The sequence below is a fragment of the Aquabacterium lacunae genome, from assembly GCF_004310865.1.
Taxonomy (GTDB): domain Bacteria; phylum Pseudomonadota; class Gammaproteobacteria; order Burkholderiales; family Burkholderiaceae_C; genus Aquabacterium; species Aquabacterium lacunae.
Genome location: NZ_SIXI01000006.1, coordinates 181286 through 207638 on the forward strand (window position 1 = coordinate 181286; position 26353 = coordinate 207638).

A 26353-nucleotide genomic window follows, 5' to 3' on the forward strand; every position below is an offset into this window, starting at 1 on the left:
CAGCAACCCCTCACACTCACAGGACCCTCACATGCAAACCGTTCGTCGTGTCGCCATCCTGGGCGGCAACCGCATTCCCTTCGCTCGCTCCAACACCGCCTACTCGCACGAGTCCAACCAGGACATGCTGACGGCCACGCTGCAAGGCCTGGTCGACCGCTTCAACCTGCATGGCGAACGCCTGGGCGACGTGGCCGCCGGCGCCGTCATGAAGCACTCGCGTGACTTCAACCTGGTGCGCGAATGCGTGCTGTCGACCACCCTGTCGCCGCAAACCCCCGCTTACGACCTGCAGCAGGCTTGCGGCACCGGCCTGGAAGCCATCATGCTGGTGGCCAACAAGATCGCCCTGGGCCACATCGAAAGCGGCATCGGCGGTGGCGTGGACACCACCTCGGACGCCCCCATCGGTGTCAACGAGAAGATGCGCAAGATCCTGATGGAAGCCAACCGTGCCAAGGGCACCATGGCCCAACTGCAGGTGATCTCCAAGATCCGTCCTTCGATGCTGGTCAAGCCTGCCATCCCGAAGAACGGCGAGCCCCGCACCGGTTTCTCGATGGGCGAGCACGCCGAACTGATGGCACGTGAATGGGCCATCCCCCGCGAAGAGCAGGACCAGCTGGCCCTGGCCTCGCACCAGAACATGGCCCGCGCCTACAAGGAAGGCTTCTTTGCCGACCTGATGACGCCTTACAAGGGACTGTCCAAGGACAACAACCTGCGCGAAGGCATCACCATCGAGAAGCTGCGCACCCTCAAGCCTTGCTTCGACAAGAAGGTCGCTCCGGGCCAGGGCACCCTGACCCCCGCCAACTCGACCCCGCTGACCGACGGCGCCTCGGCCGTGCTGCTGGGCAGCGAAGAGTGGGCCAAGGCTCACAACCTGCCGGTGCAGGCCTACATCACCCACGCCGAAGTGGCCGCCGTGGACTTCTTCGGTGCCAACAAGGAAGGCCTGCTGATGGCCCCGGCCTACGCCGTGCCGCGCATGCTGGCCCGCGCTGGCCTGACCCTGCAAGACTTCGATTTCTATGAAATCCACGAAGCCTTTGCTGCCCAGGTGCTGTGCACCCTCAAGGCGTGGGAAGACCCGAAGTACTGCAAGGAGAAGCTGGGCCTGGACAAGCCGCTGGGCAAGATCGACCGCAGCAAGCTGAACGTCAACGGTTCGTCGCTGGCCGCAGGTCACCCGTTCGCCGCCACTGGTGGCCGCATCGTGGCCTCGCTGGCCAAGATGCTGGCCCAGAAGGGCTCGGGCCGTGGCCTGATCTCCATCTGTGCCGCAGGTGGTCAGGGCGTTGTCGCCATCGTCGAGCGTTGATCGCTGTGTGATACGGGGGTTGCACCTAGGTGGCAACCCTCGGGTTTTCCTTACAATCAGCCACGTATTGCATTTTAGTTGACACAAATGTCAAGAAAATGCGTGTGCTGAACAAAAACGGGTTCCCAGGTACCCGAGGAGATTTCTGAGATGACGCAAGCCAGCGCGGCAGCCACGCCTCCCGCCCAATCGCTCGTGAACCCCGACGGCACCACCAACCGCATCTGGTTGAAGGAATACGTCAAGGGTGTCGCCCACGACATCGACCTGAACAAGTACCAGTCGCTCAACGACTACTTTGACGAATGCGTCAACAAGTTCCGTGATCGTCCGGGCTTTGTGAGCATCGGCACCGAGATGTCGAACGACCTGTTCGAGCGCCGTGTCAAGGCCTTCGCAGGCTTCCTGCAGAGCAAGGGCGTGAAGAAGGGCGACCGCGTCGCCATCATGCTGCCCAACACGCTGCAGTACCCGATCACGCTGTTTGCCGTGCTGCGCCTGGGCGCTGTGGTGGTGAACGTGAACCCGCTGTACACCGCTCGCGAGTTGCAGCACACCCTGAAGGATTCCGGCGCCGAGACCATCATCGTGATGGAAACGTTTGCCAAGACCCTGGAAGAAGCCAAGTCCGGCACCCAGCTCAAGACCGTGGTGCTGACCCAGATCGGCGACCTGCTGGCCGAAGGCTGGTTCAACCCGAAGGGCTGGGCCCTGAACTTTGTGCTGCGCCATGTCCAGAAGATGGTGCCTGCCTACAGCCTGCCCGGAGCCATCTGGTACCGCGAGGCGCTGGCCCAAGGCGAGAAGGTGGCCCTCAAGCCCGTGAAGGTGCATCAGCAGGACCTGGCCTTCCTGCAATACACCGGCGGCACCACCGGCGTGGCCAAGGGCGCCATGCTGACCCACCTGAACGTGCTGGCCAACTGCCAGCAGGCCCTGGCGTTTGCCGAAGGCCAGCTGACCGGTGAAACCGAGACCGTGGTCACATTGATCCCGATGTACCACATCTTCTCGCTGACCGTGAATGGCCTGATCTTCATGGCCTTGGGTGGTCGCAACATCCTGATCGCCAACCCGCGCGACACCAAGCGCGTGATGATGATCCTGAAGAACGAAAAGTTCTCGGGCATCACCGGTGTGAACACGCTGTTCGCCTCCTTCCTTGACGACCCTGCGTTTGCCAAGCTGAACTTCTCCAAGCTCAAGCTGTCGATCGCTGGCGGCATGGCCCTGCAGCGCAATGTGGCCGAACGCTGGAAGGAAGTCACCAAGACCTCCATCGTGGAAGGTTACGGCCTGACCGAGTGCTCGCCCATCGTGACGCAAGCCCCGGTGGACATCTCGAAAGAGCAGCCCACCTTCACCGGCTCGATCGGTGTGCCCATCCCCAGCACCGAAGTGCGTTGCCGCCGTGACGATGGCAGCTGGGCCGACATCGGTGAGCCTGGCGAGTTGTGCGTGCGTGGCCCTCAGGTGATGAAGGGCTACTGGCAGCGTCCCGAGGAAACCGCCAAGGTGCTGGACAGCGAAGGCTGGCTGGCCACCGGTGACGTGGCCGTGTGCGACGAGCGCGGTTACTTCAAGATCGTGGACCGCAAGAAGGACATGATCCTGGTGTCGGGCTTCAACGTGTACCCCAACGAGATCGAAGACGTGGTGGCCTCGCACCCTGGCGTCAAGGAATGCGCCGCCATCGGCGTGCCCGACCCGGTGGCGGGTGAGCGCGTCAAGATCGTGATCGTGCCGCGTGACCCCTCGCTGACCAAGGAAAGCGTGCTGGAACACTGCCGCAAGAACATGACCGGCTACAAGATCCCCCGCATCGTCGAGTTCCGTACCACCGAGCTGCCGAAGTCGCCTGTGGGCAAGATCCTGCGCCGTGAGATTCGCGACGGCAAGTGAGCGCTTGAGGCTGCGGTGAAAGCCGCCGCCCCGCCAGGCCCGCACGGCTTTTGCCTGCGGGCTTTTTTCATGCTGCGCGCCCATCGGCAACCCATGCCGCACCCTGGCCAGGCGCAGGCACAATCGGCCCCATGAGCAGCAGCACTTTCACCCGAGATCAGTTCCCCCTGGTGCACCGTCTGCGGGTGCGCTGGGCCGAAGTCGATGCGCAGCAAGTGGTTTTCAATGGCCACTACCTGACTTACCTCGATGTGGCCATTTCCGAGTACTGGCGGGCCACTGGCTTGCCGTACCCGGATGCCTGGTCGGCCCTGGGTGGCGACATCTACGCCCGCGGCCACCAGCTGGCGTATCACGCGCCGGCGCGGCTGGACGACTGGCTGGATGTGGGTGTGCGCACAGCACGCATCGGCAATTCGTCGATCACGGTGGAATGGGCTTTGTGGAATGACCACCGCCTCGTGACCACGGGCGAGGCCGTGTACGTGCATGTGGATCTGGCCACTGGTCGTCCCGCATCGGTGCCGGCCTCGGTGCGCGAGCAGATTGCCGCCCATGCCGCAGGCGCTGCGGTCACTCGGCTGAGCCTGGGTGATTGGGCGACCTGGCAATCGGACGCCATGCGGGTGCGCGAGCCTGTGTTCGTGGTCGAGCAGCAGGTGCCCGCCAGCGAAGAGATCGATGACGACGACCCCCTGGCCCTTCACGCGGTGCTGCACAACATTGGGGGGCTGCCACTGGCCACGGGGCGTTTGATCACCGCAGGGCAACCGCCTGGCGAGGCCCGCATCGGGAGACTGGCCGTGATCAAGGCCATGCGCGGCAGTGGAGCCGGCCGGCAAGTGCTGCGAGCCCTCATGCAGGCTGCGCGGGCCGAGGGTGCGCACACGGTGCATGTCCATGCCCAGACCTCGGCTTTGCCTTTCTATCTGGCCGAGGGCTTCGAGGTCAGCGGCACGCCCTTCGATGAGGTGGGCATTCCCCATGTGGCCATGGTGTGGCGCACACCCTCAGCGTGAGGTTCGGCTCGGTTTGATCAGGCTTCGCGCTCGGGTCTTGCGGGCAGGGGCATCGGCCAGGGTGTGGCCTTCCTGCTCCTGCACATCGCTGCTTTCAAACCGGTCTTCATGGCGCATGGCCGCCGGCAGAAGGCTCTGGTCCAGTTTGGCCAGCTGGTCGGCCTGCATGGTGTGCCTCGGAGGCCAGTTGCGCAGCATGACTTTGCGCAGCAGGGCCATGCGGGCACCGCTGGCATAGGTGCGCTCGAACACGTGCGTGACCAGGCGCTTGTTCACGCGCTCGGTGATCACCAGAGTGGAGCAGCGTGTGCCATAGCTGCCGTCCGGGGTGCGGATGAAGGCGGGCGACAGCAGGCGTTCCCATTCCAGTGAAATGCCGGTGTGTGGCAACTCGTCGTCGGCCGGTACATGCGTGTCGGCCAGGGCTTCGAACAAAGCGTTGCTGAGCTCATCGACCGTGGAGCTTTGCTGCACTGCCAGCCGAGTGGCCGCTTTCAGCCGGTTGACCTTGGGCCAATCAGAATCCAGATGACCGTTGGACAGGCCGTACAGGCCCCGGTCGAGCCGCTTGGGAAACCGGGCTGTGTTGGAGGCCCAGAAGCATTCGCCCTGGGCGAAATCAAGGGCCAGCAGGTTGAAGCCGTTGTGGCCTGACATGGCCAGCTGGGGCCACAGCTCGTGCATGGCTTTGTGCCCCTTGAGCCAGAGCGGCACGATGCTGCCCCGCGAAGGCGCATCCTTGTCGTCCTTGCGCGGCTGGCGATAGTTGGTCACCACCGCCAGGCGGCCATGGGCGGTCAGGCCCAGCCAGGTGCCGCCAGCTTGCAAGTCTCGACCGCCCAGGATGGGGGCTTGGCCCACCTGTTCCCACCAGCCCATGCGACCGGCCTCGCGTGCAAAGAACTCGTCGCGGTTGCCCGCCAGGACAAAGGGAAACCGGCTGTTCAGATCCAGGGCAAGGGCAACCAGGCACATGGGAAAGCCTCCGTGGGGTGGTTCGGGTGTCGCGGCTGGGGCTTGGTGCCTCAGTCGTGGTTGCGTGCGGCATGCAGCCGATCAAAGCGCTCCACATGGCGTGGCCCCAGGATGCCTGGCGGCAGGCCGGCTGCCTGAGCCTCCAGCAATTGCTCGAACGCTGCCCAGGCCTGCGCGCTGGGGTGGCCATTGAAATGGTAGGTTTCCATCCAGGTCAAGGGGCCGGGGACGGCGGTGTCCGCGCGCTGATGCAGCGCTGCCACGAGCCCCGGCATGTCGTTGCGCAGGCCCTGGTGCCATCGGTAGACGGCTTCGCGCAGCGCATCGGCCTGCGCGGGTTCAACTTTGTAATAAACGTACAGCGACCTCATGGCGGCACTGTACGACAGGGGCGGGCCCCCAGGTGATGCAGATCACGCTGCGGCACGGTTTTCAGTGCGCATTTCTTGTCGAAAACCGCTTGAAGCGTGCGCTGATTCACGCCATGCGAGATCAGGCGTCCACATCGCCCGTCGGCAGGGGATACGGCAAGGGCAGCAGGCGCAGGCTGGGTCCCTCAGGGCTACCCAGGCGCAAAGGCTGCCCCGCCTGCTCGAGTTTGAGCTCCAGGCTGCAGGCCCAGCCCCCGTCGGGCGCTGCCGCCGCGTTGACCACCAGGCCGCACGGCTGCCCAGGGTCCGCAGACGAGAACACCTCCTGTCCAGCGGCTGCTGCCGCGGCGACATGCCCCAGGTGGAGGCGACGTTTCACCGTGCCACGGTACTGGCTGCGCGCGACCACCTCCTGGCCCGGGTAGCAGCCCTTGCGGAAGTTCACGCCACCGACCAGCTCGTAATTGATCATCTGGGGCACGAATTGCTCCACGGTACCCAATTCGATGCGGGGCACCCCGCTCATCACCTCCAGCCACCCCCAGGCGGCAGTGGGCAACGCAGACAAGGCATCGAGCGCAGGGGTCTGGGCCAAAGGCCCCACCCACAGGGCTCGCGCCACCCCGGCCACGTCGGGCAGGCGCACCAGCTGCGCGCCGTCCGGCAGGGCCAGCACCTTGTGATGCCCGGGGGCACTTGCCCCTGCATCCCCGGCCAGGCGATCGATCAGCGAAAGCCCGACCACCCCCCGCAGCGCCAGCGGGGCCGAGCTGGTCGAAGCCAGGCCGTCGGTGAGCCGTGTCTTGGCACGCAGAACAAACATGCTCAGACGCTTGAGTGTGGCGGGCAGCAAGGCGGCTGTCAGCAGCAGGCGGACACCGTCTTCGCCGTGGCGCCAGAGGGTGAAATCGGCCAGCATGCGACCCTTGGCGGTGCAGTAGGCCGCCAGGCGAGCTTCGCCTGCGGGCAGCAACTGCACATCCTGACTGAGTTGCCCGTGCAGGAAGGCCGCGGTGTCGGGGCCTTCCGCATTGATCAGCCCCAGGTGTGGCAGGGCACACACCCCTTGCCATGAGGTGGTGTCGGTCGGCATGGCCGGAAACTCGGTGACTGTGACTGGCGCGGACAGCGCCGTGTCAGGCGACATGGGAGAAGAACTGGCGGGTGTGCTCATGGGCTTGATTATCATCACGCCGTGAACAAGTTCTTGAACTCTTCCGGTTTGCCCCAGCACGGGCCCATGGTTTTGTTGCATCGCCAGAGGCTGGGTGCCCGCATGCTCGGTGAGCGTGCAGGGCGACAAGGTGGCTTTGGCCTGCTTCGCTTCGTGTGGGGCGTTGCCTTGCTGGCGTTGCTGGCCGTGGCTTTGTTGTTCGGCGGTGGCTGGCTCTGGACCCAGCAGCCCATGTCCCTGTCCCAGGAAACCGCCGAGGTGTCTGTCGAGCCGGGGATGACCCCTCGCGCCACAGCCCAGGCCTGGGTGGATGCCGGAGTGCAGACCGATCCCTGGCTGCTCTACCAATGGTTCCGCTGGTCGGGGCAGGCCCGGCAGATCAAGGCAGGCAGCTATGAAATCGGGCATGGCGTAAGCCCGCAGCGTCTGCTGCGCATCATGGTGCAGGGCGATGAATCGCTGTCGACCGTCAAGTTGATCGAAGGCTGGACTTTCCGCAAATGGCGCCAGGTGCTCTCGGAGGCCGAAGGGCTGCGCATCGAAACGGCGGCCATGAGCGACGCCGAACTCATGGCCGCCCTGGGCTCGCCGGATGTGGCCCCCGAAGGCCAGTTTTTTCCTGACACCTACGCCTATGCCAAAGGCAGCACCGACCTGGCCGTGATGCGCCGCGCCCACCGGGCCATGAAGCGCCAGCTGGAAGACGCCTGGGCGCAGCGTCAGCCTGGCCTGAAGCTGCAGACACCGCAAGAGGCCTTGATCCTGGCCAGCATCATCGAAAAGGAAACCGGACACGAAGACGACCGTGGGCTTGTGTCTTCGGTGTTCAACAACCGGCTCAAGATCGGCATGCCCCTGCAGACCGACCCCACCGTGATCTACGGCCTGGGAGACGCCTTCGATGGCAACCTGCGCAAGATCGACCTGCAAATGGACACGCCGTTCAACACGTACACCCGTGGCGGCCTGCCGCCCACACCGATTGCCATGCCGGGCCGCGCCTCGCTGATGGCGGCCGTGCAGCCTGAACCAAGCCGGGCCCTCTATTTCGTGGCCAGTGGTGGCGGGCGCAGTGCCTTCAGTGAAACCTTGGCCGAACACAACCGGGCCGTCAACCGTTACCAGCGCAACCGTCCATGACCCCATCCACTTCTGCGTCCGCTGCGACGGGTCTGTTTGTGTCGGTGGAAGGCATCGACGGCGCGGGCAAGACCACCCATGTGAACGCACTGCAGGCCCGCTGGCAGGCCGCAGGCCACGATGTGGTGCGCACCCGCGAGCCGGGCGGCACCGAGCTGGCCGAGGCCCTGCGTGAGCTGGTGCTGCACCGAAGCATGGACGCCCTGACCGAATCGCTGCTGGTGTTCGCTGCGCGGCGTGACCACCTGGTGCAGGTGATCGAGCCCGCGCTGGCACGCGGGGCCTGGGTGCTGTGTGACCGCTTCACCGATGCCACATTTGCGTACCAGGGCGGTGGTCGAGGCTTTGACCTGCAGGTGCTCAGCACGCTGGAAAGCTGGGTGCAGCAGGGCCGCCAGCCTGATCTGACCCTGGTGTTCGATGTGGACCCGGCCGTGGCCGCAGCCCGCTTGAGCGCTGCACGTGCACCTGACCGGTTCGAGGCCCAGGACCTCGACTTTTTCCGCCGCGTGCAGGCGGGTTACCAGGCCCGCATGGCCGCCAGCCCGAACCGTTTCGCACGGGTCGATGCTGGCCAGGCCATCGAGCAGGTCGCTGCGCAGGTGCAGGCCATTTTCGAAGCGCGGGGGTGGTGGTGAGCACTCTGGCCCTGTGGCCTTGGCAGCAGGCTGTGCTGCCCGACGCCTTGCGCGCCCTGACATCGCCTGCGGCCCTGCTGCATGGCGCCACCGGGCAAGGTCAGTTGAACCTGGCTTTCCAGCTGGCCAAGGCCTGGCTGTGCGAGGGGCACCCCGAGCCTGGCGGCATGTTCGATGACAGCCCGGCTGAGCCCGAACTGCGCCCGGCTTGCGGACAATGCCCGGCCTGTCACCTGGTGGACACCGGCTACCACCCCGACCTGATGGTGGTGGTGCCAGACAACGTGGTGCCTCGGGTGGGGTGGCCGCACCTGGAGGAGGCCCTGGACAAGGCCGACAAGGGGGAAGGGCGCAAGCGCAAGCTCAGCCCCGAGATCAAGGTCGATGCCATCCGCGAGGTGGTGTCGTTCAGCCAGAGCACCGTGTCTCGGGGGCGGGCCAAGGTGGTGCTGATTCACCCGGCCGACCGCATGAACACGGTGTCGGCCAACACCTTGCTCAAGACGCTGGAAGAGCCTCCTGGCCAGGTGCGCTTCATCCTGTCGTGCGGCCCGCTCGATGATGTGATGCCCACCGTGCGCAGCCGTTGCCAGGCCTGGCAGATGCCGTCGGCTCCAGCGCAGGCGGTGGCACCGTGGCTGGCTGAACACGTCGAAGGGCTTTCGGCTGCTGATGCCTCTGCGCTGCTGGCGGCGGCAGGGGGCAGCCCAGAGGGCGCGCTGGAGCTCATGGCCATGGGCTGGTCGGCTGCCCTGTGGAAGTCGCTGCCGGGTGACCTGAAAGCCGGGCGCGTGGGGGCGTGGGGGCAATGGCCTTTGCCCCTGTTGCTGAGCACCCTGCAGAAGCTGGCCCACGACATGGCCCGTGAGGCGGTGGGTGCGCCCGCGCTGTACTTCCCGCAAGCGGCATTGCCACAAGGGGCAGGGCTGCCGCAGGTCACGGCCTGGGGACAAGAGCTGCGCAAGGCCATGCGGCATGCCGAGCACCCTTTCAATGCCGCCCTGAAGGCAGAAAGCCTGCTTTTCCAGGCCCGTCGGGCCTTGGCCAAGGCGTGATCAGGCTGTGACCTAATACACTTGCACCCCGGTGCGCAAGTCCTTGATCTGGTGGGTAAAGCTGCGGGAAAACGTGAGTGAAATCACGCCCCCCCCAGGAGGCAAACCGCTAAACTCATCTGCATGATGAGCGAATACCAGTCCACCATGATGCCTTCGGCGTTTGTGCCCGGTGCTGCCGGCCGAACCACGCTGGCAGGCGGGCTGAACCCGATGAGTGGCCCCAGCAGTACCAGCACCTCGGCCGGCCCCCGCCCGAGTGTGATTCAGCTCGTTTTTCGCGAGCGCGGGGCACTGTATGCCGCCTACATTCCGGCGTTCACCGACGGCGGTCTGTTCGTGCCCACCACGCGTGATTACAAGCTGGGTGACGACATCTACCTGCTGCTGTCGCTGCCCGATGACATCCAGCGTTACCCGGTGGCCGGCAAGATCGCGTGGATCACGCCCCCCAATGCCTCGGGCGGCCGCACCCAGGGTGTGGGCGTGAAGTTCCCCAACGATGACAAGACGCGTCTGCTGCGCGTCAAGATCGAAGAAATCCTCGGCACCGCCGTCTCATCTGCCAAACCCACACAGACGCTCTGACCGGTCGCGCGCTGCGCCCCACGGTGTCTGCATGCACGCCGGGCCCTTCCATGAAGGGCCCTTTGTTTTGGTGGCTGCCGTCGCCAGATGAGCAGAAGGTGGACCGGAACTGGCAAGATCGCGCCTTCTGTTCCTGCCTCCGCGGCTTGCTCCGCCCCTGCCATGTTCGTCGATTCGCACTGCCACCTCAATTTCCCCGATTACGCCGACCGTTTCGACCAGGTGCTGGCCGAGATGGCGCAGGCCCAGGTGAGCAAGGCGCTGTGCATCAGCACCACGCTGGAAGATTTCCCGGCCGTGCACCGCCTGGCCGTGAACCACGCCAACCTGTGGGCCACCGTGGGCGTGCACCCGGACAACGAAGGCGTGCGCGAACCCACCCTGCAGGACCTGCTGGACGGGGCGGCCTTGCCACGCGTGGTGGGCATTGGCGAGACCGGGCTCGACTACTACCGCCTGGGCGAGCGTACCGTGGCCGACATGGCCTGGCAGCGTGACCGGTTCCGCGTGCACATCGAGGCGGCCCGCCAGACACGCCTGCCGCTGGTGATCCACACCCGCAGCGCCAGCGACGACACGGTGGCCATCCTGAAAGAAGCGGGGCAGGGCGAGGTGGGCGGCGTGTTCCACTGTTTCACGGAAACCGAGCAGGTGGCGCGTGCAGCGCTCGACCTCGGCTTTTACATCTCGTTCTCGGGCATCCTGACCTTCAAGAACGCCGCCGACCTGCGCGACGTGGCCCGCTTCGTGCCGCTGGACCGTTGTCTGATCGAAACGGACAGCCCCTACCTGGCGCCGGTGCCGTACCGCGGCAAGACCAACACCCCGGCCTATGTGCCCTATGTGGCGCAGCAGATCGCTGAACTCAAGGGCCTGAGCGTGGAGGCGGTTGCAGATGCAACAACCCGCAATTTCGAGACTTTGTTCGCGGGCGCTGCAGGCTGATCGAGGGTTTGCATGCGCCGCTGCCTGACAGCCTGTCAGAGAATTTCTGACATCAGGTTTGGTATCTCAGTGACTGTCGCAACCAGGGCCTGACTCCTACAGTCAAGCCATCGACAACGCTCACTGCTCTCACCGGAGGCTGTATGCAGAAACAAGGTCTTTTCGCCAACCCGTTCGCTCTGATGATGGACCCCGAGGCCGTGCTGGCCGCGATGGAACGCTCCGAGCGCCTGAATGGGCTGCAGAGCCGAGTGTGCCGTCCGCTGGACAAACCCCTGATTCCGATCGTGGAGGGTGATGCCGAGATCGACAGCGAAGACATCGAACTCGCTGCGGATTCCGACACCACCTTGCACGCCTGACCCGCACGAACTGTCTCTCTCCACAACTTTCTTGCGGCTTTCTGGTCGGAAGGCTCACTGCGCCGGTGGCAGTGGGCCTTTTTTTCGTGGGCCTCACAGGCCTGATGGCAGGCGGCGCTCCAGTTGACGCCCCAGGGCCGACAGCGACAGGCCCAGCGCCACGTACACCGCGCCGATCACCAGATAGGCCTCCAGAAAGAAGGGGCGCCAGTCGGCATCGCCATTGAGGCTCAGGCCCATGCTGCCATTGAGCTCATGCAGGCCCACCACCGAGATCAGGGCGGTGTCTTTCAGCACGCCGATGGCGTGACCGGTGAGCGAGGGCAGTGCCACCTGCCATGCCTGGGGCACCACCACCCGCCATTGAACCTGCCATGTGCGCGCGCCGAGGGTGAGTGCCGCTTCTTCCTCGGCCGGTTGCACGACCGCCAGGGCGCCCCGGAAGATTTCCGCCATGTAGGCCGCCGAAAACGGCACGGTGACCATCAACACCCGAGGCAGCAGCCCCACATCGACCTCCGGCCCCCACACGGCGGGCAGCATGAAGGCGGCCATGAACAGCCACATCACCAGCGGTGCTCCGCGCAGCGTTTCGATGCAGAGGGTGCACACCCATCGCCACAGCCTGGGGCCACGCTGTCGCCCCCAGGCCCACAGGGCTGCCAGGGGCACACTGGCCAGCAAGGTGACGGTGGCGACGAGCAGGGTCAAGGGCAGCCCCCCCCATTGATCGGCCGGCACCCTGGGTGCCCCAGGCAAGCCCCAGGGCTGCGCCGACCACCCGCCCCGCATGAGCACAAAGGCCACGCTCCACAGGATCAGCGCAGCACACACCGCCAGGGCCAGGTGTGCCGGTCGGCCGGGCGCGGGCCGGCGCCATGCGAGGCTGGCCAGCCCGACCGATGCAGTGCCCCAGGCCAGCAGCGCCAGGGCAGGGCGCCAGCGTTGCTCCAATGGATAGCGACCCCACAGCCATTGGGGGCCTTTTTCGGCCACCACACCCCAACAGGCGCCTCGGTGCTGCAGGGCCTGGCAGGCCGTCAGATCGGGGGCGAACACGGCATGCCAGATGGCCCATTCGAACACCTGCCAGCCCAGCCACATCGCCAGCAGCCCCCACAGCAAGGTGGGCAGGCGGCGCCACCCGGAAGGGATGTGCCTGATCGGTGGTGACGCGCTCATGCCGTGTGGCCCGCCGGAGCAGACAACCTGCTGTTGACGAGCCATGACAGCCCCCAGGACAAGGCCAGGTACACGGTCATCATCACGGCGATGCATTGAACGGCGCGTCCGGTCTGGTTCAGTGCAGTGTTGCCCACCGAGACCAGATCCGGGTAGCCGACAGCCACGGCCAACGAAGAGTTCTTGACCAGGTTGATGGCCTGATTGGCCAGAGGCGGAGCTGCCACGCGCCAGGCCTGTGGGCGCAGCACGCGCCATCGCACCTGTGAGGGCGTGGCACCCAGTGTCTCGGCGGCTTCCAGCAGGGCCCGTGGCACAGATTGCACGGCTGCACGCACGATTTCCGCCACATAGGCCGAGGTGTAGGTACTCAGGGCCAGGCAAACCGCCAGGTACTCCGGTGTGAGGGTGGCGCCGCCCGACACATTGAAGGGGCCTGGCTCGGGCCATTGCCATTGACCATGGACGGCATCCCACCAGGGAAACGACAACCCGCCTTTGCTCAGCCACACGGCGTGGCCCAGGTGCAAGGCCTGGTCAGGGGAGGGCAGCCATTCCAGCAGCAGGAAGTACCACATCAGCAGTTGAATGAGCAGGGGGAGGTTGCGCAAGGCTTCCACCCACGCGGTGGCCAGACGACGGGGCACCGCCTGTGGCGACAGCCGCATCAGCCCCACCGCCGCCCCGAGCAGCAGCGACAAGGCCAGGGCCGGCAGGCTCACCCGAAGGGTGTTCGACAGCCCCACCAGCATCGCCTGCCACAGAGGTGCGGTGGCATCGACCACCCAGCCGCCGGTTTCCCCGATGTCGAAGCCAGCGGGCTCCAGCAGGAAGTCCATGGCGGCGTCAGCGGATGGGCGGGGCAAACATCAGCCCCCCCTGGTTCCACAGGCGGTTGGGGCCACGGGCCAGCTTCAGGGCCGACTGCTGGCCCACATGGCGTTCGAAGATCTCGCCGTAGTGGCCGGTGGCCTGCACGGCACGCACGGCCCACTGGCGGTCCAGCCCCAGCAGCTTGCCCATGTCTTCGGTGCTGCCCACAAAGCGCTGCACGGCTGGATCGGGGTCGGCTTTCTTGCCGGCCACATTGGCCTGCGAGATGCCCAGTTCTTCAGCTTCCAGCAGGGCGAACACGGTCCAGCGCACGGCGGCCAGCCAGTCGTCGTCGCCTCGTTTGACCATGGGGCCCAGGGCCTCTTTGGAGATCAGCTCGGGCAGGATCACATGCTCGTCAGGCCAGGGCGCTTCTTTGGTGCGCACGCTGGCCAGGCCGGAGGCATCGGTGGTGTAGGCCTGACAACGGCCCGAGAAGTAGGCCTTGAAGGCCGCTTCGAAGGTGTCGAACACCACCGGCTTGAGGTTGAGCTGATGGCGGCGAGAAAAATCAGCCAGGTTCTTTTCGGTGGTGGTGCCCGCCTGCACGCACACCTGAGCACCCTTGAGTTGTCGGGCGCTGTTCACCTTCAGCTTGCGTGGCACCATGAAGCCCTGGCCGTCGTGGTAGGTCACGGCCACGAAATGCAGGCCCAGCGAGGCGTCGCGGGTGAGCGTCCACGAGGTGTTGCGTGACAACACGTCGATCTGGCCCGACTGCAGCGCCGCAAAACGTTGCTGTGCGTTCAGGGGCGTGTAGGCCACTTTGTCGGGGTCGCCCAGCACGGCAGCGGCCACTGCGCGGCAGACGTCGACATCCAGGCCTTTCCAGCGGTTCTGGCTGTCAGGGGCTGAAAAACCCACCACCCCCGTGCTGACCCCACACCGCACCTGCCCGCGTTGCTTGACTGCATCCAGCGTGGCCCCCGCCTGAGCCCCGAAAGTCAGACAAAGCAGGGTTGTCCCGGTGATGGCATTCAACACATTTCGTAAAACATTGACACATTGAGAACTTTGACGCATGTGGCCCCGGGCGTGGTTGGCAAAGACAGTGCCCGGCAAGCATACGGCATGCCTTGGAAGTGGCTGCATGGATTCGGCACAGCTTGAGACAGCGCTCGGTGGGCCCGTGGTTTCCGGGCGCATGTGCCCGTGGCATGCCGGGTTTGCGCCTGCGCTGGAGGCCCGTTTCCAGCGCGATCAGGCCGCGCACCGCCTGCACCTGATCCGTCGCGCGTCCCGGCTGGGTGCGGTGTTTGCCATCGGCATGGTGCTGACCGACTGGTTTCTGCTGCCCGACATGTTCTGGCAGGTGCTGTTGCTCAAAGGGGTGTTGTTTCCGCTGGTGTGCGTGTTCGGGCAACAGGCGGTGGAGCGCTGGGCACCCGTTGCACTGCGCGAGTGGAGCCTGGCGGGCGGGGGGCTGCTGGGCGTGCTGATCTGCCTGTATGTGTCCTTGAGCAGCCAGAGCGTGTGGGCGCTGGAAAGCCTGGTGGTGCTGGACATCGTGGTCATGTTTGTCACGGCCGTGGCGCGTTTCCTGCCCGCGCTGGCACTGAGCGTCGCCACCCTGGCCGGGCACCTGGCGGCGATCCACGCGATGCAGCTGATGCCGCACCCTGTGGCGCAAAGCTCCACCATCTTGCTGATGTCCTTGCTGGCCTTCACGTTGTACGCCGCGTGGGTGCTCGAGCGCGACGAGCGCCGGGCCTGGCTGATGGCGCGCCAGGAGGAAGACCTGCAGCAGGAGCTGCGCCGTGCCCATGACGCCATGGCGCAGACGGCCCGCACAGACAGCCTCACCCAACTGGCCAACCGACGCCACTTTGACGAGGTGCTGGGCCATGTGTGGGCCGATTCGGTGGCCCGCAGGCAGTCGCTGGCCGTGCTGCTGGTGGATGTGGACCATTTCAAAGCCTTCAACGACCTGCACGGCCACCCGGCTGGTGACGCCTGCCTGCGCGCTGTTGCAGCGGCCATGCGTCCCTGCATGCGCAAGGGAGGTGATGTCATGGCGCGCTGGGGCGGCGAAGAATTTGCCGTGGTGATGAGCGACACCTCACTTGAGTCGGCAAGGCTGGTGGGGGAGCGCATCCGGATTGCCGTGAGCGACATGGCCCGTCCGCATGCGGCGTCTCGCTCAGGTGCGGTGGTGTCGGTCAGCGTGGGGGTCAGTGCCATGCGGCCTGATTCGCAGTCCAGCCTGGCCGAGCTCCTTCGCACGGCTGATCTTTGCCTTTACGAGGCCAAATCGCGCGGGCGCAACCGGGTCTGGGCCCGTGACGCCGACCCTTATGCCAGCGACACCCTGGTGAGCGCAGCATGATCCGGTCGCGTTGGTTCATGGCCTTTCCGCCCGAAGTCGAGCGCCATTTCGAGCGTGACATGGGGCCCGCACGGCTGCGTCATTTTGTGGTCAGTGGCGCCATCTCGGTGCTCAATTACAACTTCTTCCTGCTGGTGGACTGGCTGCTGATCCCGGACGTGCTGGACATGGCGGCCCTGTTGCGCCTGGGGCTGTTCACGCCGTTGTGCTGCCTGACGATCTGGGCGGGCTGGCGCTATCGTGCCTTCTGGCTGACCTTGCCCAGCTGGTCGCTCGAGGTGGTGGTGGCCCTGCATGGGGTGATCGCCGCCCTGACGGTGGCCTTGTTGCTGAACCTCAGCGACAGCCCGCTGTGTTATGCCTACCATGCAGGCTACGTGATCATCCTGGTGTACGGCAATGTGGTGCAGCGTTTGCGCTTTCAGTGGGCCGTGCCTTTCACCCTGGCCATCATCCTGGTTCATGCCATCACCCTGTGGCGCGACGACGCATATCCGCCCGCGGTGCGGGTGCCCATGCTCGTGTTTGTGCTGAGCGTGGCGGGTTACACACTCATGACCAATCGCAGGTTGGAACATGAAGAACGTCAGCGTTACCTGGCCAGCTTGCGTGCACAGGCCCTGCAGGAACAGTTGCGAAGCTCGCATGCCCAGCTGGAGGTGGCTGCGCGCACCGATCCGCTGACGGGCGCGGCCAACCGGCATGGGCTGGAACACCATCTGGCCATTTTGCGACGCCGCAGCTGGCTGGCGGGTGAATCGCTGGCCATGCTTGTGCTCGACGTGGACCATTTCAAGGCTTTCAATGACCGCTACGGGCACCCGGCGGGTGATGAAACCTTGCGCTGGGTGGTGCAGGTGCTGCGGGAGCAAGTGGCTTGCTTGCCGGGTTGCACGATGGCTGAGCCGGGGGCGCTGGTGGCACGCTGGGGTGGTGAAGAGTTCGTGGTCGTGGTGCCTGGGCTCGACGAACAACAGGCGCTGGTGTTCGGCGAAGCGCTGGTCGATGAGGTGCGAGCGTTGGCCATACGCCATGAGCGGGCACCGGGCACCGGCTGCGTGACGGTCAGTGTGGGGGTTGCGGTGTGGGCAGCCTCGTCGCTGGAATCACTGGACGATGTCATGTCGCGTGCGGATGCCGCGTTGTACCTGGCCAAACGCCGTGGACGTTGCCGTGCCGAGCTGGGTCCCTCAGCCGAGGCGGTCGATTCAGAGGCCTCGTGTGGCGCGCTTCGTGCAACACCTGGAGGCGAACCCCTCAGCCACGGGGGGCATCTGGCTTTCTGATGCGTGCTTTCTGCACATTGCCTGCGGGGGTTCCCGATGCCGCGTTAAGCCTTTGTCGATAGCCTGAGAACCCTGGACACGCGCTGTAGTTAGTTTCGACGATGTATATTATGTCAACCAAAGGGTGCAAGCATGGCCGCTGAGCTGTCGGCCGGTGCCGCCCTCCAGGTCGAGCAGACCCTGGCCGAGCGCTTTCGCTGGCTGGTGTTTCCTCGTGAGCTGGAGGCGCGATATGCCCAAGACACCTCGCGGACGCGCATCCAGCAGCTTCGGCAGGCGGGCTACGCCATCGCCGGGCTGATCAACCTGTTCCTGGTCTCTGACCACGCCATGGTGCCCGACCGGTTTGAAGACGCTCTGTGGCTGCGCACACTGGGTTTCACGGGCCTGACGCTGCTGGGCCTGCAGGTGCTGGGGCACATCCACCAGGTGCTGTCGCGTGAACTGTTCGTGGCCTCGTCGGCCGTGCTGGCTTCGCTCATCCACATTTACCTGTGCCTGACCAGCCAGAGCGACAACGCGCAGGCCTACATGGTCGGGCTGGCGATGATCATTTTCTACACCAATGTGTTCAGCCGGATGCGCTTTTGGGTGGTTTTGGCGCTCAATGGCGTACAGATGGGTCTTTTTGCATTGGCATGCGTCCAGTTTCCCAACCCACACTGGCAGCTGCTGCTGCCCATCGGGCTGGTGCTGGGCTCAACGGCCACGTTCACGGCCTACTATCTCTACAGCCTTGAATACGAAGACCGCCACAACTACCTGCTCTCTTTGCGACAGCGGGAACTGAATTCGGAGTTGACCATCGCCAATGACGAACTGGAACGGGTCTCGCGCACCGATGCCTTGACGCAGGTGGCCAATCGCCGTCATTTCGATGAGTTCTTTGCACAGGTGTGGTCCCGCGCTGTGCATGACAATGAGCGTGTATCCATCCTGATGCTGGATGTGGACCACTTCAAGCAATACAACGACCGCTACGGCCACCAGGCCGGCGACGCCTGCCTGGAATCCGTGGCCCAGGCCTTGCGCCAGAGCGTGCGTCGCCCTGGTGACCTCGTCGCGCGCTATGGTGGTGAAGAATTCATCGTGCTGCTCTACCGCACACCAGCCGACCAGGTCCAGGCTGCGGCAGAACGCGTGCGCGCTTCTGTCGAGGCCCTCGCGGTGCCCCACGAAGGCTCGCCACTGTACGGGCGCGTCACGGTCAGTCTGGGCGTGGCCAGCGTGCAGGCCGGTGACCGCCACGCCAGCCCTCAGCGCCTCATCCAGCAGGCCGACCAGGCGCTTTATCAGGCCAAGAACCGCGGACGCAACCGTGTGTGGCCCCAGGTCGAGGAGCTGGTGTCATGAATGCCGCAGCACTGGCTTTGCCCACGTCCCACCAGATCGTGGCCATCGACGCGGCCCTGCTGCGTGGACGTGACTGGCGCATTGCCCTGCCCGGCTCTCTGGAAGGCGAGTATCGCCAGGCCATTGCCGAACATCGTCACCAGCAACTGCTGCGCACTGGCTGGCTGGCGCTGGTCATCTTCAACAGTTTCCTGCTGGTCGACCTGCTGATGGCCCGCGACATGTTCTGGCAAAGCGTGGCCGTGCGTCTGGGGCTGTTCACGCCCTTTGGTGTGGGCGTGCTGATCTGGGCGCAGCGCCAGAAGGCTTTGCTCACGCATCGCGTCTGGCTGGATGTGACCGACTTGATCGTGCTGGTCAGTGGCTGGGCGGCGGCCGCATGCCTGGCGTTCATCCTGCTGAACAGTCGAGACCCGATGTCGATCTACTACCATGCGGGTTACATGGTCGTCATCCTGTATGGCGTGCTGGTGCAGCCGGTGGGTTTTTTGTGGGCCGTGCTGTTCGGGCTGGGCATGCTGTCCATCCACCTGTGGAGCGCCTGGGGAGCACATCTGCCTTTGCCACATGCTTTGCAGATTTCCCTGTTCCACCTGCTGCTCAGTGCCGTCGTCTTGAGCCTGGCCGCCAGTTACCTGGTGGAGAAAGCGCGCCGTCGCCGCTTCCTGCTGATGCGCCGAGACCAGGCCATGACCGAGCAGCTGGCCGAGGTGAACGCCACCTTGCGCCGCCTCTCGCAGGCCGATGTGCTCACGGGGGTGGCCAACCGCCGCCATTTCCGAGAGCACCTGCAGCAGGTCTGGGAGCGCGCAGCCGGTGAAAACGCTCCGGTGTCGGTGCTGATGCTGGATGTGGACCATTTCAAGGCCTACAACGATCACCACGGTCACCCGGCGGGAGACGCCTGCCTTCAGATCGTGGCGGCGGCGGTGGCCGAAAACGTGCGTGCCCCGATCGATTTCGTGGCGCGCTACGGTGGGGAAGAGTTTGTGGCGGTTCTGCCCGGCGCCACACACGAAGTCGCGCTGCAGGTCGCCGAGCGGGTGCGACAAGGCGTGATGGACAAGGCCCTGCCCCACTCGGCCTCACCCACGGCCCGCGTGGTGACGGTCAGCGTGGGGGTGGCCACCAGTGCCCGCCCGGGCACCGACTGCCCTGATGCAGACCGGCTGGTGGGGCGCGCCGACCGGGCCTTGTACGAGGCCAAGCGTGGCACACGCAACCGAGTTCAGGCGTTCCGAGACGAAACGCCAGGCACTCAGGAACCCAGCTGAGTGCTGGCCTCCCGGGCCGCCCGATGTGTCGGGTCGTCGGGGTCCAGGTGGGTCATCACGCTGATGACAGGCAGGCTGCGCATGAGTCGGTCACGGGCCACCAACGTGATGTCGTGCCCTTCCTTGACGGTGAGGTTTGCATCGACCGTCAGGTGTGCATCGACGGCGATCATGTCGCCGAGTTTGCGGGTGCGCACATCGTGCACTTCGTTCACGCCAGGGGTGGTCATCAGCAGATGACAGATCTGTTCGTACTGCTCTTGCGACACAGCACGGTCCATCAGGTCATGCAGCGCATCCCACGCAAACTCCCAGCCCATTTTCGTGACCATCAGGCCCACGATCAGGGCCGCCACCGGGTCCAGGAAGGTGTAACCCATGAGGTTGCCGCCGATGCCCAGGGCCACCACCAGCGATGAGGCCGCATCGGAGCGGGCGTGCCAGGCATTGGCCACCAGCATGGTCGAGCGCACTTTTTCGGCCATGGCCAGCATGTAGCGGAACAAGCCTTCCTTGGCCACCAGGGTGAACAAAGCCACCCACAGGGCCATGCTTTGCACCGGTGGCAAGGCTTCGGCCGGGGCCGAGAGTTTGCCCACAGCCTGCCACAGCATGCCGGCGCCCACGGCCAGCAGCAGCAAGCCCACCACGAACGAGGCGGCGGTTTCATAGCGCTGGTGGCCATAGTGGTGGTCGTCGTCGGCGCCCTGGTGGCTGTGCCGGTTGGCCAGCAGCACCACGAAATCGGCCAGCAGGTCAGACAGCGAATGGATGCCGTCAGCCACCAGGGCCGACGAGTGCGCCACCACCCCCACCACCACCTGCACCACGGTCAGCACCAGGTTGACAGCCACGCTGACCAGGGTGCTGCGCCGCGCCACCTGGGCGCGTTCGGGAGAATCGTCTTCGTGGTCGTCGCGGGGTGGGTTCAGGTCGGTGGGCACAGGCGCGCTCATGCAAAAGAAAGTTCACACACAGGCACCGAATCGATATACTGTATGCGCATACAGTATTGATGTGTGGCGGTGTCAGCCGCCATTGTCCGCCATCGTGTCGCACTGCACCATGACTTCGCGCACAGCCCCTGCCCTGCCACCGTCGCATGCCCATCTGAGCCAGCACCTGTGGTGGGGCGACGCCATGGGTCGCGCCGCGGCCAGCACCTGGTCCAGCGGGCATGCGGCCCTCGATGCCCTCCTGCCCGGAGGCGGCTGGCCTGGTCAGGACCTGGTCGAGGTGCTGCAGCCCCCTCACGTGCAGGCCGAGTGGCGGCTGGTGGCGCCGGCGGTCTCGGCCCTCACGGCACGGGGTGGCAGCGTGCTGCTGATCGGGCCGCGGCAATGCCCTCACCTGCCCGGGCTGGCGCAGTGGGGTGTGCCGGTCGACCGCGTGGTGTGGGTGCATGCCGCCACCGAAGCCCAGCGCCTGTGGGCCACCGAGCAGGCCTTGAAATCCGACGCCCTGACCGCGGTGCTCAGCTGGCTGCCTCAGGCCCGGCCCGAGCAACTCAGGCGCCTGCAGACCCTGGCGGCAGGGCACGCCGGGCTGAGCTTCATTTTCCGCCCGATGTCGGTGGCCCCGAGTGCTTCGCCCGCACCGTTGCGCCTGGCCTTGTCGCTCGGGGCTGCGCCTGACGAATGGCAGGTGCAGGTGCTCAAGCGCCGGGGCAGCTGGTGGCCTCATCCTGTGGCCATGCGCGTGCCGGTGGCCTGGCGACGCCTGTGGGCGCCCTGGCAGCCCACCGTGCCTTTGTCTCACCCGGTCGAGGCGACCTCGGCTGCCGGGCCGCTTTCCCATGACACGCCCCATGGCCTGCTGGATCGCGCTGTGGCCCCGTGAGCCCGGGCAGCAAGAGCCCCTGGCCTGGTGGGCGCTGCAATTCACCCCTCGGGTGGCCCTGGTCGAAGGCCAGGTGTGCCTGGAGGTGTACAGCAGCCGGCGTCTGTTCGGCGGCGAACAGGCCTTGCTGGAGCGGATCCGGCTGGGTGCCCAGGCCTTGGGTGTGCCCGCGGCATGTGCAGCCCCCACAGCGGCAGCGGCACGTGCATGGGTGCGGGCACGTGTGCTCACCCAGCGGCCCCTGCCTGACGCAGCCCCCAGCGCATCGTCAAGCGCCCCCATCGAACAGCACGAGACGGCCTGGCTCAACGCTTTGCACGAGCCGCTGGGCCCGGTGATCGATCGCCTGCCGCTGGTGGCCCTGCCCGAAGTGGCCCGCCATGCCGACACGCTGGCTCCTTTGGGTTGCCATACCCTGGGCGATGTGCGACGCCTGCCCAGGCCGGGGCTCAGCAGGCGATTGGGCGCTGCCGTGCTGCTGGCCCTGGACCAGGCCTTGGGCCTGAAAGCCGAGACCTTTGCCTGGGTGACACTGCCTGACACCTTCGAAGCCCACCTGGAGCTGCCCGGGCGACTGGAGCAGGCGCCCGACTTGCTGGCCGCCGCAGTCCCTTTGCTGGACCGCCTGCAGGTCTGGCTGACCGCCCGACAACAGGGCGTGAGCGCCCTCACCCTGCACTGGCAGCACGAATTTCACGCGCGCTCGGCCGGAGACGGTGGGGCGTGCCAGGTGCGCGTCTCGGGCCCCACCCGCGAGATCGGGCGGCTTCAACGCTTACTCAAGGAACACCTGGCGCAGGCCTCGCTGGCGGGCCCCGTGGGTGCCTTGCGCCTGACCGCCGACGAGCTGGCCCCCTTGCCGCATGACAACGCTGCCCTGTTTGCCGAGTGGGCCAGCGCTGCCAGCCAGTTGCTGGACCTCCACGCTGACACGGCTCGTGCTCGCCAGGCCCAGCAGCAGGCCCTCGCGGCCTTGCTGGAGCACCTGGCTGCACGCCTGGGGGGCGCCCAGGTGCGCAAGGGGCAGGTGGTGGCCGACCACCGCCCCGAGTGTGCCCAGGAGTGGCAGGCCTGGAACGTGCCATTCGAGCGGCCTTCCGGCCGTGCGGCCATGGCCTGGGGCGCGCCATCCACCGGCCTGCCGGCCCCCACCTGGCTGGCACAGGCACCTCAGCCCCTGGCCGTGCGCGTGGTGCGCGACCATGCCCACCAGCCCTTGCACCACGGGGGCTTGCAGCTGCTGGCCGGTCCCCACAGGCTGGACTCGGGCTGGTGGGACCCGGAGCACCCCGCCGCCGCCCGCGATTACTACCTGGCACACAGCCCTGGGGCTGGCTTGTTGTGGGTCTTCCATGAGCGCATGGCCCGTGAAGCCTGGCTCGCGCCTGACCATCGCCCTCAGTGGTTCCTGCACGGCTGGATGGCCTGATGCCCTCTGGCACTCACGACCGTGTTGCCCCATTACGCCGAGCTGCATTGCGCGTCGAACCTGAGCTTCCTGCGAGGTGCCTCGCACCCGCAAGAGCTGATCGACCGTGCGCTGGCCTTGGGCTATCAGGCCCTGGCCTTGACCGATGACTGCTCGGTCAGCGGCGTGGTGCGCGCCCACCTGGCTTTGCGGCAGGCCCGGCAGCACCCGGCCACCGCCATCCAGGCACTGGCCTTCAAGCTGCTGGTGGGGGCCGAGTTCACCGTGCGCGCACCCGAGGGCATGCCGCAGTTCCGACTGGTCATGCACGCCATGCACCGCGAGGGTTACGGGCAGCTGTGCGAGTTCATCACGCGGGTGCGTCGTGCCTCACCGGTCAAAGGGCAGTACCAGCTCACGCAGGCCCAAGTGATCGAAAGTGCCCGGGCCGGCAGGCTCAGCGGTGTGCGTGTGCTCATGGCCCTGCCTCGCCTGGCCCATGAGGCGCCTGAAGTGGGGCTGGGCCCCGATGTGTCTCGCCAGGTGGCCTGGCTGCGACAGTGCTTTGACGACCGCTGTGGCCTGGCCCTGAGCCTGCACCACGAGGTCGATGACGTCGTGTGGCTGCGCACCTTGCGCGCGTTGGCTCAGACCCATGGCGTGCCCCTGGTGGCCACAGGTGACGTGCTCATGCACGCCCGCTCCCGCAAACCCCTGCAGGATGTGCTCACCGCCATCCGCCTGGGCAAGCCCCTGCCTGAATGCGGCTGGGCCCTGCGCCCCCATGCCGAACAGCACCTGCGCAGTCGCCTGAGCCTGAGCCAGCGTTACCCGCCCGACACCCTGCAGGCAGCCTGCGACTGGGCGGCCCAGTGCCACTTCAGCCTTGACGAGTTGCGCTACGAATACCCCGAAGAAGTGGTGCCCGAAGGCCAGAGCCCTGCCAGCCACTTGCGCCAGCTCACCTACGAGGGTGTGCCTGTGCGCTTCCCGCAAGGCCTGCCTGAGGGGGTGCGCGCCCAGATCGAGCACGAGCTGGCCCTGATCACCGAGCTGGGCTACGAAAAGTACTTCCTCACGGTGCACGACATCGTGCGCTTTGCGCGGGGCCAGGGCATCTTGTGCCAGGGGCGCGGCAGCGCGGCCAACTCGGCCGTGTGCTACTGCCTGGGCATCACCGAGGTCGACCCCTCCCGCACCTCCGTGCTGTTCGAGCGCTTCATCTCGAAAGAACGCAACGAGCCGCCCGACATCGACGTCGATTTTGAACACCAGCGCCGCGAAGAAGTCATCCAGTACCTGTACCGCAAGTACGGGCGCGATCGCACGGCACTCACGGCCACCCTGATTTCGTACCAGAAACGCAGCGCGCTGCGGGATGTGGGCAAGGCCCTGGGCTTTGATGCCCACACCATCGCGCAGGCCAGCGGCAATGTGCAGTGGTGGGACGGCATGCGCGCCCTGCCCGAGCGCCTGGCCGAAATCGGGCTCGATCCGGCCGACCGCCGCGTGCAGCAATGGATGGAGCTCACGGCCGTGCTGGTGGGTTTTCCGCGTCACCTGAGCCAGCACACCGGTGGCTTCGTGATCGCGCGCGACCTGCTGTGCCGCATGGTGCCCATCGAGAACGCGGCCATGCCCGACCGCAGTGTCATCCAGTGGGACAAGGACGACCTCGATGCGCTGGGCCTGCTCAAGGTGGACGTGCTGGCCCTGGGCATGCTGACGGCCTTGCGTCTCTCGCTCGACCTGATTGCGCAACGCCGTGGTCAGCCACCCGGCAGCTTCCGCCTGCAGGACATACCCGCCGAAGACCCTGCCACCTACGACATGATCTGCCAGGCCGACACCATTGGCGTCTTCCAGATCGAAAGCCGGGCGCAGATGAGCATGCTGCCCCGCCTGCGGCCCCGGCGCTTTTACGACCTGGTGATCGAGGTGGCGCTGGTGAGGCCTGGACCCATTCAGGGCGGCATGGTGCACCCTTACCTGCGGAGGCGTCAGGGCCTGGAAGCCATCGACTACCCCAAGGGGCTGGAGCCTGCGCTCGAGCGCACCCTGGGCGTGCCCATCTTCCAGGAACAGGTGATGCAGGTGGCCGTGATCGCCGCCGGCTTCAGCCCGGGCGAAGCCGATGCCCTGCGCCGCGCCATGGCGGCCTGGCGCCGCAAGGGCGCGGTCGACCGTTTCTACAACCGCATCGTGCAGGGCATGCGCGAGCGTGGCTACAGCGAGGCCTTTGCCGAGCAGATCTTCAAGCAGATCGAAGGCTTTGGTTCTTACGGCTTTCCGGAATCGCACGCGGCCAGCTTCGCCTTGCTGGTCTATGCCAGCGCCTGGGTGAAGTGCCATGAGCCAGCCGCCTTCCTGTGCGGCCTGCTCAATGCCCAGCCCCTGGGCTTTTATTCACCCAGCCAGCTGGTGCAGGACGCGCGCCGGCATGGCGTGCAGGTGCTGCCGCCCGATGTGCAGCACAGCGACTGGCTCAGCACGCTGGAGCCTGCCACCATGTGCACCTCAGAAGGGTCACGCGATGGCCGTGCAGAGGCACCACTGGCGGTGCGACTGGGCCTGCACCTCGTGGCGGGGGTGTCGCAACGGGTGGGCGAAGCCATCGTGGCGGCGCGGCGGCAGGTCCCTGAAGGTGCGCTGGGCTCGGTCGATGCCCTGGTGCGCAGCGCCCGCCTGGAGCAGGCCGAAGTGCGGGCCCTGGCCGCTGCCGATGCGCTGCGCAGCCTGGCAGGACACCGCCGCCAGCAGGTGTGGGAAGCCAGCGCACAGCACCGCCCCCCCGCCCTGTTGCGCGAAGCGCCGGTGCACGAAGCCCCGCTGGTGCTGCCTGAAAGCCCCGAGGGCGAAAACATCGTGCACGACTACGCCACGCTGGGCCTGACCCTGCGCCGCCACCCGCTGGCCCTGCTGCGCCCCATGTTGGCGGCCGAGCGCCTGCTGTCGGCCGCCCAGTTGCATGACTTCCCGAACGGCCGGCTGGCCCGTGCGTGCGGCATCGTGACCGTGCGGCAGCAACCGGGCACCGCCTCCGGCGTGGTCTTCGTGACCCTGGAAGACGAGACCGGTAACGTCAACGTGATCGTCTGGCCGCACCTGAAGGAAAAGCAGCGGCGCGAACTGGTGCACGCCCGACTGCTGGCCGTGTATGGGGTGTGGCAGCGCGAAGGCGAAGTGCGCCACCTCGTGGCCCATCGCCTGCGCGACCTCACGCCCTGGCTTGGGCGGCTGAACACGCACAGCCGCGATTTCCATTGAGTGCGCGCTGGCTGGGGCCTCGCATCCAGGCTTGATCCGAACATGAAAAAGC

At 66.1% G+C, this 26353-nt stretch carries 23 protein-coding genes; 16 read left to right on the forward strand and 7 right to left on the reverse strand.

What is annotated here, in order from left to right:
* Positions 1–31 precede the first annotated feature (31 nt).
* The 3 genes from EYS42_RS14485 (at position 32) to EYS42_RS14495 (ending at position 4245) form a co-directional block, all read left to right on the forward strand.
* Positions 32–1324, forward strand: coding sequence for an acetyl-CoA C-acetyltransferase (locus EYS42_RS14485; protein WP_130968907.1), 1293 nt, complete (start codon positions 32–34; stop codon positions 1322–1324).
* A gap of 150 nt (positions 1325–1474) precedes the next feature.
* A complete protein-coding gene (locus EYS42_RS14490) occupies positions 1475–3226 on the forward strand; it encodes an AMP-binding protein (RefSeq protein ID WP_130968908.1) in 1752 nt (583 codons plus the stop codon).
* A 131-nt stretch (positions 3227–3357) separates the two neighbouring features.
* Positions 3358–4245 (forward strand): YbgC/FadM family acyl-CoA thioesterase, encoded by an 888-nt coding sequence (locus EYS42_RS14495; protein ID WP_130968909.1) that lies wholly within the window; start codon positions 3358–3360, stop codon positions 4243–4245.
* On the opposite strand, the gene EYS42_RS14500 is transcribed toward EYS42_RS14495, so the two are convergent.
* From EYS42_RS14500 to ygfZ, 3 genes are all read right to left on the reverse strand, one after another.
* Complete coding sequence (locus EYS42_RS14500) at positions 4237–5220, reverse strand: NRDE family protein (protein ID WP_130968910.1); 984 nt, start codon at positions 5218–5220, stop codon at positions 4237–4239. The two genes, EYS42_RS14495 and EYS42_RS14500, sit on opposite strands and share 9 nt — an antisense overlap.
* Before the next feature lie 50 nt (positions 5221–5270).
* Complete coding sequence (locus tag EYS42_RS14505; protein ID WP_130968911.1) at positions 5271–5591, reverse strand: DUF4936 family protein; 321 nt, start codon at positions 5589–5591, stop codon at positions 5271–5273.
* A 121-nt stretch (positions 5592–5712) separates the two neighbouring features.
* Entirely contained in the window at positions 5713–6765 is a 1053-nt protein-coding gene (gene ygfZ, locus EYS42_RS14510; RefSeq protein ID WP_130968912.1) for a CAF17-like 4Fe-4S cluster assembly/insertion protein YgfZ, read from the reverse strand.
* Between the two features lie 102 nt (positions 6766–6867).
* Between ygfZ and mltG the strand changes: the two genes are divergently transcribed.
* The 6 genes from mltG (at position 6868) to EYS42_RS14540 (ending at position 11493) form a co-directional block, all read left to right on the forward strand.
* Positions 6868–7905: an endolytic transglycosylase MltG gene (gene mltG / locus EYS42_RS14515; RefSeq protein WP_130968957.1), complete on the forward strand. Its 1038-nt coding sequence runs from the start codon at positions 6868–6870 to the stop codon at positions 7903–7905.
* Positions 7902–8543, forward strand: a complete 642-nt coding sequence (gene tmk / locus EYS42_RS14520) for a dTMP kinase (protein ID WP_130968913.1) — start codon at positions 7902–7904, stop codon at positions 8541–8543. Before mltG ends, tmk begins: the two co-directional genes overlap by 4 nt.
* Entirely contained in the window at positions 8540–9598 is a 1059-nt protein-coding gene (locus EYS42_RS14525; protein WP_165456798.1) for a DNA polymerase III delta subunit-related protein, read from the forward strand. The genes tmk and EYS42_RS14525 overlap by 4 nt, the downstream gene beginning before the upstream one ends.
* A 213-nt stretch (positions 9599–9811) precedes the next feature.
* On the forward strand, positions 9812–10186 hold the full coding sequence (locus EYS42_RS14530; protein WP_130968958.1) for a PilZ domain-containing protein: 375 nt from the start codon (positions 9812–9814) through the stop codon (positions 10184–10186).
* Between the two features lie 162 nt (positions 10187–10348).
* Positions 10349–11131 carry a TatD family hydrolase gene (locus tag EYS42_RS14535; RefSeq protein WP_130968915.1) on the forward strand — a complete coding sequence of 261 codons (783 nt, stop codon included), beginning with the start codon at positions 10349–10351 and terminating at the stop codon, positions 11129–11131.
* A 143-nt stretch (positions 11132–11274) separates the two neighbouring features.
* Entirely contained in the window at positions 11275–11493 is a 219-nt protein-coding gene (locus tag EYS42_RS14540) for a hypothetical protein (RefSeq protein ID WP_130968916.1), read from the forward strand.
* Positions 11494–11586: 93 nt separating this feature from the next.
* On the opposite strand, the gene EYS42_RS14545 is transcribed toward EYS42_RS14540, so the two are convergent.
* Genes EYS42_RS14545 through EYS42_RS14555 form a run of 3 tightly spaced genes read right to left on the reverse strand, consistent with a single transcriptional unit; the run spans position 11587 to position 14571 of the window.
* Positions 11587–12675 carry an amino acid ABC transporter permease gene (locus EYS42_RS14545; protein ID WP_165456799.1) on the reverse strand — a complete coding sequence of 363 codons (1089 nt, stop codon included), beginning with the start codon at positions 12673–12675 and terminating at the stop codon, positions 11587–11589.
* Positions 12672–13514 (reverse strand): ABC transporter permease subunit, encoded by an 843-nt coding sequence (locus tag EYS42_RS14550; RefSeq protein WP_130968918.1) that lies wholly within the window; start codon positions 13512–13514, stop codon positions 12672–12674. The genes EYS42_RS14545 and EYS42_RS14550 overlap by 4 nt, the downstream gene beginning before the upstream one ends.
* 7 nt (positions 13515–13521) lie before the next feature.
* On the reverse strand, positions 13522–14571 hold the full coding sequence (locus EYS42_RS14555; protein WP_130968919.1) for an amino acid ABC transporter substrate-binding protein: 1050 nt from the start codon (positions 14569–14571) through the stop codon (positions 13522–13524).
* Positions 14572–14692: 121 nt separating this feature from the next.
* Between EYS42_RS14555 and EYS42_RS14560 the strand changes: the two genes are divergently transcribed.
* The 4 genes from EYS42_RS14560 to EYS42_RS14575 all read left to right on the forward strand — a co-directional run bounded on the left by EYS42_RS14560 (position 14693) and on the right by EYS42_RS14575 (position 19787).
* Positions 14693–15874 (forward strand): GGDEF domain-containing protein, encoded by a 1182-nt coding sequence (locus EYS42_RS14560; RefSeq protein WP_165456800.1) that lies wholly within the window; start codon positions 14693–14695, stop codon positions 15872–15874.
* Complete coding sequence (locus tag EYS42_RS14565; RefSeq protein ID WP_130968921.1) at positions 15871–17160, forward strand: GGDEF domain-containing protein; 1290 nt, start codon at positions 15871–15873, stop codon at positions 17158–17160. Before EYS42_RS14560 ends, EYS42_RS14565 begins: the two co-directional genes overlap by 4 nt.
* Before the next feature lie 132 nt (positions 17161–17292).
* A complete protein-coding gene (locus tag EYS42_RS14570; protein ID WP_130968922.1) occupies positions 17293–18513 on the forward strand; it encodes a GGDEF domain-containing protein in 1221 nt (406 codons plus the stop codon).
* Positions 18510–19787, forward strand: a complete 1278-nt coding sequence (locus EYS42_RS14575; protein ID WP_130968923.1) for a GGDEF domain-containing protein — start codon at positions 18510–18512, stop codon at positions 19785–19787. The genes EYS42_RS14570 and EYS42_RS14575 overlap by 4 nt, the downstream gene beginning before the upstream one ends.
* Here the strand turns inward: EYS42_RS14575 and EYS42_RS14580 are convergent.
* Positions 19772–20743, reverse strand: a complete 972-nt coding sequence (locus tag EYS42_RS14580) for a cation diffusion facilitator family transporter (protein WP_130968924.1) — start codon at positions 20741–20743, stop codon at positions 19772–19774. The genes EYS42_RS14575 and EYS42_RS14580 overlap by 16 nt on opposite strands.
* A gap of 109 nt (positions 20744–20852) precedes the next feature.
* On the opposite strand from EYS42_RS14580, the gene imuA reads away from it, so the two are divergent.
* Genes imuA through EYS42_RS14595 form a run of 3 tightly spaced genes read left to right on the forward strand, consistent with a single transcriptional unit; the run spans position 20853 to position 26301 of the window.
* Positions 20853–21626 carry a translesion DNA synthesis-associated protein ImuA gene (gene imuA / locus EYS42_RS14585; protein ID WP_165456801.1) on the forward strand — a complete coding sequence of 258 codons (774 nt, stop codon included), beginning with the start codon at positions 20853–20855 and terminating at the stop codon, positions 21624–21626.
* Positions 21595–23055 (forward strand): DNA polymerase Y subunit UmuC family protein, encoded by a 1461-nt coding sequence (locus EYS42_RS14590; RefSeq protein WP_130968926.1) that lies wholly within the window; start codon positions 21595–21597, stop codon positions 23053–23055. The genes imuA and EYS42_RS14590 overlap by 32 nt, the downstream gene beginning before the upstream one ends.
* Positions 23056–23076: 21 nt before the next feature.
* Positions 23077–26301, forward strand: a complete 3225-nt coding sequence (locus EYS42_RS14595; RefSeq protein WP_245503657.1) for an error-prone DNA polymerase — start codon at positions 23077–23079, stop codon at positions 26299–26301.
* The last annotated feature ends 52 nt before the right edge of the window (positions 26302–26353 follow it).

Bases quoted from the DNA above. Each gene is read 5' to 3' on its own strand.
- EYS42_RS14485 (WP_130968907.1), top strand. From the start codon at position 32: ATGCAAACCGTTCGTCGTGTCGCCATCCTGGGCGGCAACCGCATTCCC.
- EYS42_RS14490 (WP_130968908.1), top strand. From the start codon at position 1,475: ATGACGCAAGCCAGCGCGGCAGCCACGCCTCCCGCCCAATCGCTCGTG.
- EYS42_RS14495 (WP_130968909.1), top strand. From the start codon at position 3,358: ATGAGCAGCAGCACTTTCACCCGAGATCAGTTCCCCCTGGTGCACCGT.
- EYS42_RS14500 (WP_130968910.1), bottom strand. From the start codon at position 5,220: ATGTGCCTGGTTGCCCTTGCCCTGGATCTGAACAGCCGGTTTCCCTTT.
- EYS42_RS14505 (WP_130968911.1), bottom strand. From the start codon at position 5,591: ATGAGGTCGCTGTACGTTTATTACAAAGTTGAACCCGCGCAGGCCGAT.
- ygfZ (WP_130968912.1), bottom strand. From the start codon at position 6,765: ATGAGCACACCCGCCAGTTCTTCTCCCATGTCGCCTGACACGGCGCTG.
- mltG (WP_130968957.1), top strand. From the start codon at position 6,868: ATGCTCGGTGAGCGTGCAGGGCGACAAGGTGGCTTTGGCCTGCTTCGC.
- tmk (WP_130968913.1), top strand. From the start codon at position 7,902: ATGACCCCATCCACTTCTGCGTCCGCTGCGACGGGTCTGTTTGTGTCG.
- EYS42_RS14530 (WP_130968958.1), top strand. From the start codon at position 9,812: ATGAGTGGCCCCAGCAGTACCAGCACCTCGGCCGGCCCCCGCCCGAGT.
- EYS42_RS14535 (WP_130968915.1), top strand. From the start codon at position 10,349: ATGTTCGTCGATTCGCACTGCCACCTCAATTTCCCCGATTACGCCGAC.
- EYS42_RS14540 (WP_130968916.1), top strand. From the start codon at position 11,275: ATGCAGAAACAAGGTCTTTTCGCCAACCCGTTCGCTCTGATGATGGAC.
- EYS42_RS14545 (WP_165456799.1), bottom strand. From the start codon at position 12,675: ATGAGCGCGTCACCACCGATCAGGCACATCCCTTCCGGGTGGCGCCGC.
- EYS42_RS14550 (WP_130968918.1), bottom strand. From the start codon at position 13,514: ATGGACTTCCTGCTGGAGCCCGCTGGCTTCGACATCGGGGAAACCGGC.
- EYS42_RS14555 (WP_130968919.1), bottom strand. From the start codon at position 14,571: ATGCGTCAAAGTTCTCAATGTGTCAATGTTTTACGAAATGTGTTGAAT.
- EYS42_RS14560 (WP_165456800.1), top strand. From the start codon at position 14,693: ATGTGCCCGTGGCATGCCGGGTTTGCGCCTGCGCTGGAGGCCCGTTTC.
- EYS42_RS14565 (WP_130968921.1), top strand. From the start codon at position 15,871: ATGATCCGGTCGCGTTGGTTCATGGCCTTTCCGCCCGAAGTCGAGCGC.
- EYS42_RS14570 (WP_130968922.1), top strand. From the start codon at position 17,293: ATGGCCGCTGAGCTGTCGGCCGGTGCCGCCCTCCAGGTCGAGCAGACC.
- EYS42_RS14575 (WP_130968923.1), top strand. From the start codon at position 18,510: ATGAATGCCGCAGCACTGGCTTTGCCCACGTCCCACCAGATCGTGGCC.
- EYS42_RS14580 (WP_130968924.1), bottom strand. From the start codon at position 20,743: ATGAGCGCGCCTGTGCCCACCGACCTGAACCCACCCCGCGACGACCAC.
- imuA (WP_165456801.1), top strand. From the start codon at position 20,853: ATGACTTCGCGCACAGCCCCTGCCCTGCCACCGTCGCATGCCCATCTG.
- EYS42_RS14590 (WP_130968926.1), top strand. From the start codon at position 21,595: ATGGCCTGCTGGATCGCGCTGTGGCCCCGTGAGCCCGGGCAGCAAGAG.